The 6,653-nt window shown below is 67.3% G+C and carries 6 protein-coding genes and 1 tRNA gene; 3 read left to right on the forward strand and 4 right to left on the reverse strand.

The features are described from left to right. Positions 1-24 precede the first annotated feature (24 nt). The 3 genes from lysA to MJ785_RS07100 form a co-directional block, all read right to left on the reverse strand. Positions 25-1,449 (reverse strand): diaminopimelate decarboxylase, encoded by a 1,425-nt coding sequence (lysA, locus tag MJ785_RS07090; protein WP_370652885.1) that lies wholly within the window; start codon positions 1,447-1,449, stop codon positions 25-27. Between the two features lie 85 nt (positions 1,450-1,534). Beyond that, positions 1,535-2,713, reverse strand: a complete 1,179-nt coding sequence (locus MJ785_RS07095; RefSeq protein WP_239380223.1) for a DALR anticodon-binding domain-containing protein — start codon at positions 2,711-2,713, stop codon at positions 1,535-1,537. 112 nt (positions 2,714-2,825) lie between these two features. Then, entirely contained in the window at positions 2,826-3,215 is a 390-nt protein-coding gene (locus MJ785_RS07100) for a response regulator transcription factor (protein WP_255724007.1), read from the reverse strand. Positions 3,216-3,288: 73 nt separating this feature from the next. Between MJ785_RS07100 and MJ785_RS07105 the strand changes: the two genes are divergently transcribed. Then, positions 3,289-3,360: transfer RNA gene (locus tag MJ785_RS07105), tRNA-Arg, on the forward strand. A 119-nt stretch (positions 3,361-3,479) separates the two neighbouring features. On the opposite strand, the gene MJ785_RS07110 is transcribed toward MJ785_RS07105, so the two are convergent. Further along, the gene (locus MJ785_RS07110; protein ID WP_370652884.1) at positions 3,480-4,274 is read right to left on the reverse strand and encodes a replication initiator; all 795 of its coding nucleotides are present in this window, start codon (positions 4,272-4,274) and stop codon (positions 3,480-3,482) included. 478 nt (positions 4,275-4,752) lie between these two features. Between MJ785_RS07110 and MJ785_RS07115 the strand changes: the two genes are divergently transcribed. Both MJ785_RS07115 and MJ785_RS07120 read left to right on the forward strand, forming a co-directional pair. Then, entirely contained in the window at positions 4,753-5,340 is a 588-nt protein-coding gene (locus MJ785_RS07115) for a helix-turn-helix transcriptional regulator (protein WP_239308642.1), read from the forward strand. Then, positions 5,337-5,909 (forward strand): DUF6036 family nucleotidyltransferase, encoded by a 573-nt coding sequence (locus tag MJ785_RS07120; RefSeq protein WP_239308641.1) that lies wholly within the window; start codon positions 5,337-5,339, stop codon positions 5,907-5,909. The genes MJ785_RS07115 and MJ785_RS07120 overlap by 4 nt, the downstream gene beginning before the upstream one ends. Positions 5,910-6,653: the final 744 nt, after the last annotated feature.

Here is a 6,653-nt window from a genome sequence, read left to right on the forward strand (position 1 = left end):
CATGTGGTTCTCGTCATGGATTCCTCATCGTGCGTTCGCCCCGCCGTCGCCCGGACGCGCGCCGCCCCGGACAGCCACACCGACGCCGGTCCGGGCATCCCCGCGCTCGACCCCGTCGATCTCGGGTTCGGGCTCGGGGATGCCCGCTTCGTCGATGTCAAGACGCAGCATGTCCATCTCGGTCTCCCTGCGGACGATCATGCGAGCCCGGCCGGCGCCGACCGCGACAACAGGTGGCCGCGGAACATGGTTGTAGTTGCTTGCCATGGACCGGTGGTACGCCCCGCTCGCCGGCACAGCGACAAGATCGCCAGGCCGGATGTCGGCAGGCAGCGCCACATCGTGGGCGATGACGTCGCCGGACTCGCAATGCTTGCCCACCAGCGTCACCACGCGGGGTGCAGCCATGCTGCGCCGAGAGACAAGGCGGGCCGTGTAGCGTGCATCATACAGCGCGGTACGGATGTTGTCGCTCATCCCGCCGTCGACGCTGACATAGGTACGCAGCCCCGGCAGTTCCTTGACCGTCCCGACCTCGTACAGCGTGATCGCGGTCGGGCCACTGATGGCCCGGCCCGGTTCGACCGCCAGCCGCGGGACGGCGAGTCCGGCCGCGGCGCACTCCTTGCCGACGATCGCGCGGAGCCGGTCCGCGACCTCCGCGACCTCCAGTGGCGCGTCCTCGCCGGTGTAGGCGATCCCCAGGCCACCGCCGAGATCGAGCTCAGGCAGTTCGGCCCCGTGGGCATCGCGAACGGCGGCCAGCAGCCCCACCATCCGATGGGCGGCCAGCCCGAAACCGGCGGTGTCGAAAATCTGCGAGCCGATGTGCGCGTGGGTCCCGACGAGCTCAAGGTGCTCGGGCGCGGCCAGCACCTGACTGATCGCCTCGGCCGCGGCACCGCTGGCCAGGGAGAAGCCGAACTTCTGGTCCTCCTGCCCGGTGGCCACGTAGTGGTGGGTGTGAGCCTCCACTCCGGGTGTGACCCGGACGAACACCCGCTGGCGCACGCCGGCCCGCGCGGCCACCGCCGCCAGCCGGGAGATCTCCACGAACGAGTCGACGACGATCCGCCCTACGCCGTAGGCGACCGCCCGCCGCAGCTCAGCGGTGGACTTGTTGTTGCCGTGGAAGAGCAGCCGCTCGGGCGGAAAGCCCACCGCTTCCGCGATGCCCAGCTCACCACCTGTGCAGACATCCAGCGAGAGCCCTTCGGCGAGCACCCATCGGGCGATGGAACGCGACAGCAACGCCTTGCCCGCGTAGTAGACGTCCCCGTCTGCGAAAGCGGAGCGCCACGCCCGGCAACGCGCCCGGAAGTCCTCCGTGTCCAGGATGTAGGCGGGCGTGGCGAACTCGGCGGCGAGCGCGTCAACCCGCAGCCCGCCGACCCGCAGCACACCGTCCGTGTCCAGAACGGCGGACGCCGGCCACAGCCCTTCCTCCAGCTGCGTCTGATGCTGGGCGAGATAGATCACATCACGCACAAACAGTCACATCCTCATCACGCGTATCCGCGTCGCGCACGAACAGTCACATCCTCGTCAGGGCCGGCACTCCCAGCAGCCGCAGGCCACTCGCAAGCACGGTCCTGGTCGCCTCAGCCAGGAGCAGCCGCGCTCCGCCCAGCGCACCCGCCCGCTCGTCCCCCTGCGGCAGTACCCGGCAGACGCCGTGAAAACGGCGGTACGTGCCGGCGAGTTCCTCGAGGTAACGCGCCACCCGGTACGGCGCCCGGCGATCGGCCGCGGTCCGCACGACCCTCGGCAGCTCACCCAACGCCTGCAGCAGGTCGCCTTCGCGCGGATGGGTCAGCAACAGCACATCGGCGCCCTCCGCATCCAGGGACAGTCCCAGCTCTCCGGCACTGCGCAGCAGCGCGCGGATCCGGGCATGGGCGTGCTGGACACAGAAAAACGGGTTGTCATCCGTCTGGCCGGCGATGACGTCCAGGTCGAGAACGAGGGCGCTGTCCAGCGGAACACGGACGAGCCAGTAACGGGCGGCGTCGGCGCCGACGGCATCCACCAGATCATCGATCAGGGGCGGTCCCCCGGCCGATGCCGGCGTCCGCACCGGCGCACCGCCGCGGGTCAGCGTCACCCGCTGCCCGATGGGCCCGCGGTCACGACGGACGCCGCCAGGCCGCCCCGGCTGAGCCTCGCCCGCCGCCGCGGTGACCGCACCGATCCCGGCAAGACCGCCGCCCTGACCGCCGGCCGCGTCGAGCAGCCGAGCCGATGCGTCCGCCACGGCTGCTCGGCGCGCGGCGGCAAGGGTGACCGGGCCGGCCGGGTGTGCGTACCCGGTCTCGGCGTTCGCCCGGGTGGCGCAGGCCTCGGGCGGACCGCGCCAGCCCTTCACAGCCGGGCCGCATCCGTAACTGCCGCCCGCGCGCACGACCGTACGTGCGATCTCGCCGAGAGCCCCGCCAGCCAGCCGGATGTTGAGGAAACCGGGACCGGCCACCGCCACCGCGGCCACCGCCTGATCCTGGCGCAACCGGCCCGCGACCGCCTCGGCGACCTCGCGCGGTGATCGCCGGGCCGAGCGGGCGAGGCGCAGCGCGATCGGCGTGGCGTAATCACCACGATCAAAAAATCTGAGGCGCTCGACCGGCACCACCGTGGGGATCACCACATCAAGCGCGCCGTCCGCGACCAGCTGCCCGATGATGGCCCGCAGAACTTCCGCGAGGCCGTCGGGAGTCATGGCGTGATGTTATCGGCGGTGGGCGGCGGTAGTGGCACGGGACAGCGGAACCGATCGCCACCGATCATCACGCTGTCGACGGCAGGCAGCCCGCGCTCCAGCGGCCCGCGTGTCAGACGGTCTGGCCGTGGCCGGCCAGCCTGCGCACAACCCCGATCAGCTCATCCGGGTCGAACGGCTTCGTGAGGTAGTAGTCGACGCCAAGACGCTTCCCGCGCCTGAGATCGGCGGCCTGGGCACGGGCGGACAGCAGGATCACCCGGATGTCCGCTGTCTCAGGGTCGTCGCGCAGCCGAGCGATCACGTCCCAGCCGTCCAGGTGAGGCATCATGACATCCAATGTGATCACCTGTGGCGCGATGTCCCGCACCCGCTCGAGGCAGTCCAGCCCGTCGATCGCGGTGTGCACCTCGAAGCCCTCCAGCTCAAGGTTGACCACCACGAGCTGACGGATCACCGCGTCATCATCGACAACGAGGACACGTGGGGGGGCGCAATACACATCGGGAGCTTACGGCGACCCGTCTACGCGGCCACCGTCGCGGTCCTGGTACGGTATACCCGCTTGCCCTGAAGCCCCCGTAGCTCAGGGGATAGAGCACCGCCCTCCGGAGGCGGGTGCGCAGGTTCGAATCCTGCCGGGGGCACTCAGGTATGTCCTGGTCATGGGGCTAATCGTAGCCGCTGTGGTCTGCCCATTCCAGATCTTGGCCACGGTTTACCCACACAGGTGGGTACATGTCGGATGTGTCGGGCGGCTGGCCAGTCAGGCCGCCGGGACGATCGCTGGTGATGATGGTCCGACATCGGGAGGAGCGTTCGCCGCCGTCTGGAGTTCGGCCCGCCACCGGATCCGGTCCGCTATCCCCCGCATGATCAGGTATTCGCGGCGCGGGACGCCGGGATCACCGGGATGGGCGGGCAGCCAGATCAACCGGGACGGGTCAGGCATGGTCCGGCCGAGCACGGCGAGCTGAGCCGCGATCCACTCTCGTCGGTCGACACGGTGGTCGCTGAGCGACTTTCCCGACCACCGACGAGAGACAAGAACCCGGCGCCCTCCGAACCCGAGTGTGGCTTGCCTGTGGGCCTTGCCCTTGCAGTAGCCTGGCGTCAGTCTGGGCCGGGGGTTGCGTGGTTGGATGCCGTAGCGTAGCCAGTTCGCGCAGGTCGGCGCACACGCCTCGAACCGCAGCGCCTCAGCGAGTCGATCGACGTGGCGACGCTGGGCGTCGGTGGTCACCTCGTGGCAGACGTCCAGCGCCTTTGTCAGGTACTTGGTGAGATAACCGATCATTCGGCCAACCTGCGCCGAGTTCGCCGTCACGCCGTCGGCGCGCAGCTGAGGCCCGAAACGGACGACGTGCGACGGCGGGTCATCGTCCCCGATTGCCTCCAACGCCTCATCCCACGTCGGCAGCGGTTCGGCCGTGGCCGGATCGACATAGCCGCCCTGGCGCTCGTCCCACTCGGGCAACCGGCCAGCGATCGTATACATCGGCTGGTCGCAGGCTGGCCACCACACCTGATGATATGTTGCCGCCGCCACCTGACGCAGCACTGTCCGATGGTCGTGTGCTTGCCCGACTACAGCTCGCGCTCACCCTCCCAGGACCAGCACGGCCCCAGGCTCTCGTCGAGCAGGCGGACCCGACCTTTGATCGGATTCCTCACGTTCCGTCACAGGCAGCCAGACAGGCACCGTACTGCATGTGTACTGCAACGGGGGCGGACGCCGGTGGACGTTCCCGAAGCCATGACCTGCCCTGATGGATATCGGTGGACATCCATGGACGTATCGCTGAGGATTACGGATCAAGAGGTTGGGGGTTCGAGTCCCTCCAAGCGCGCCGCATCTCCGCAAGCCAGAGCCCCGCAACCGATCACAGCTACGGGACTCTAGATCATTTTTACCTCTGGATCCCGCCTTATGGGCCTGACAGCCAAACTGACAGCCGAGCCGGCAGACGTCCACTCTCGGCTTGACAGACGTCCACCCTGGTTGCCTGATGAGATAATTCGGAGCAGGGAGGTGCCACGTGAAGCTCGATCGGGACACGCGCAAGGTCACGGCCTGGCTGGACCGTGCCCTTGCCGACAGCGGCCTGACCCAGGCCGAGTTCGCCGCCGCGCTCGGGACCTCGCCTTCCCGGTTCTCCACCTACCGCTCCGGCAGGACGAAGCCGACCGCCGCGTTCTGTTTCCGCGCACAGCGCATAGCCCAGGGCCTCGCCGCCACACGTCGTGCGCGGGTAATGTCCGCGCCGGTCACCGCTAAGATCATCCGCGACACCGACGACGAGGACTGGGCATGGCGGATGCTTCTTCAGGGCCGCGACCACCTGCGCATGCTCCTCGAGGATGGTGGTGACACGGTCTGCGCATGGGAGGCGGCCCCGCCGTCGACGGGGAGCGCCGGTTTCGACACCCTGCTGGCCGTTTTGACACGCCGCGAGTTCGACCAGGTCGGTGTCGAACCACCCGCGTGGTGCGAGCCCAGGTGCCTGCCCGAGCCGTGGATTCCCGATCATCCGTTTCTCACTCGCGAACAGGTCATCGCCAAAACCCCGGAGTTCCTGAAGGAACTCAACGTCTTCGTCCCCGCCCGCGACCTGGTCACCGCGTGACCGAAGGCTACGAGTTCACGGCAGACGAGATAACCGCTCTGCTCGCCAAGCTCGACGAGCGCCTCCGCTCGCGAGGCGCGTCTGCATCGGTCTTCATCGTAGGTGGTGCCGCTATCGCCGTCGGCTCGAGCAAGTACCTGCGACAGACAGAGGACATCGACGCGATCACCCGCGATGAAATCGTCATGGACGAGGCTCGCGCGCTGGCTGCCGAGATCGGCCTTCCGCGGAACTGGCTCAACACCCGCGCGAGCATGTGGATGCCACCAGTGCCCGAAGACGCGCCGACGCCGGTAGCCGGGCCAGGGCTTCGCGTCACATACGCCTCGGACGAGTTCCTCCTCGCCACGAAACTGGTCGCTCAGCGTCGCAAGGACTCGCGAGACATCCTGGAGCTCGCCGCGCGTACAGGAATGACCCATGCGACGGCGGAGGATTTCGAGATGTTGATCTACCGCTACTACACAGATCCGGGCATCTTCGAGTTCATCATCGACGGGACGGACGTCCAGACCGAGGTCCGGTTGCTGGCCGAACGCGCGGTCCAGCTCCTTGCGCACGCCCAGTAGGCCAACAGCCAGCCGGTGATGGCACGGCGGTCGCGGATTGGGTAGGTCTTGTGAGTCTCACCGATCGTGCGGGGTCTACCCTCCCGCCCCTCGTTACCTGTTTTCTAGCGACAGCGAACGCTGACGGCAGCGTGAGCGGACAGGCGCGAACACCCGGGTCAGGTGAGTGTCTGTGGGGAATATGTGGAGACGTTGTACACGGTCGTGGTCCCATGGGGGCGAACGTTCAGGTGAACGGCATGATCCCCGGATAGCCAAGATGGTCTTGAAAACCGCTTCACGACGGCACGGCATCCGCACCACGGTCCAACGGTGTACCCGAGTCGGCGGACGTCGGTGGACAGGCACGGAGGCTGGCGAACGCGCACCACAGGTCACCGGACGTCCACGTACGTCGGCGAACGGTCTGCCTTGCTCTCTTAATCCGAAGTTACGTGATCATGAGCGCACCGTAGGCCGGTGACCTGGACATTTGTTCTGATCAAGGATTCACCTACTGACTACACATCACTCTGCCGAGCGAAATAGACACTGATAGTGCGGTGGTGCACGACGTTTCCGCAGGTCACAGCTTTGCAAGTATGTCCGGCGACGAGCACACCGGCCCGGGATCTCACGTGCAGCCGACACTCGATGGCCACACGAAAAAATCATAAGAATACTGGCTACAGTTTGCCCAACGGAAGCAAAATCTGCAGGTAGATGCCGTCAGATCCAATCAAGATCACGCAACTTCGGCTTAGA

Origin of the sequence: Protofrankia sp. CiT1 (assembly GCF_917627335.1) — a bacterium.
Lineage (GTDB): Bacteria > Actinomycetota > Actinomycetes > Frankiales > Frankiaceae > Protofrankia.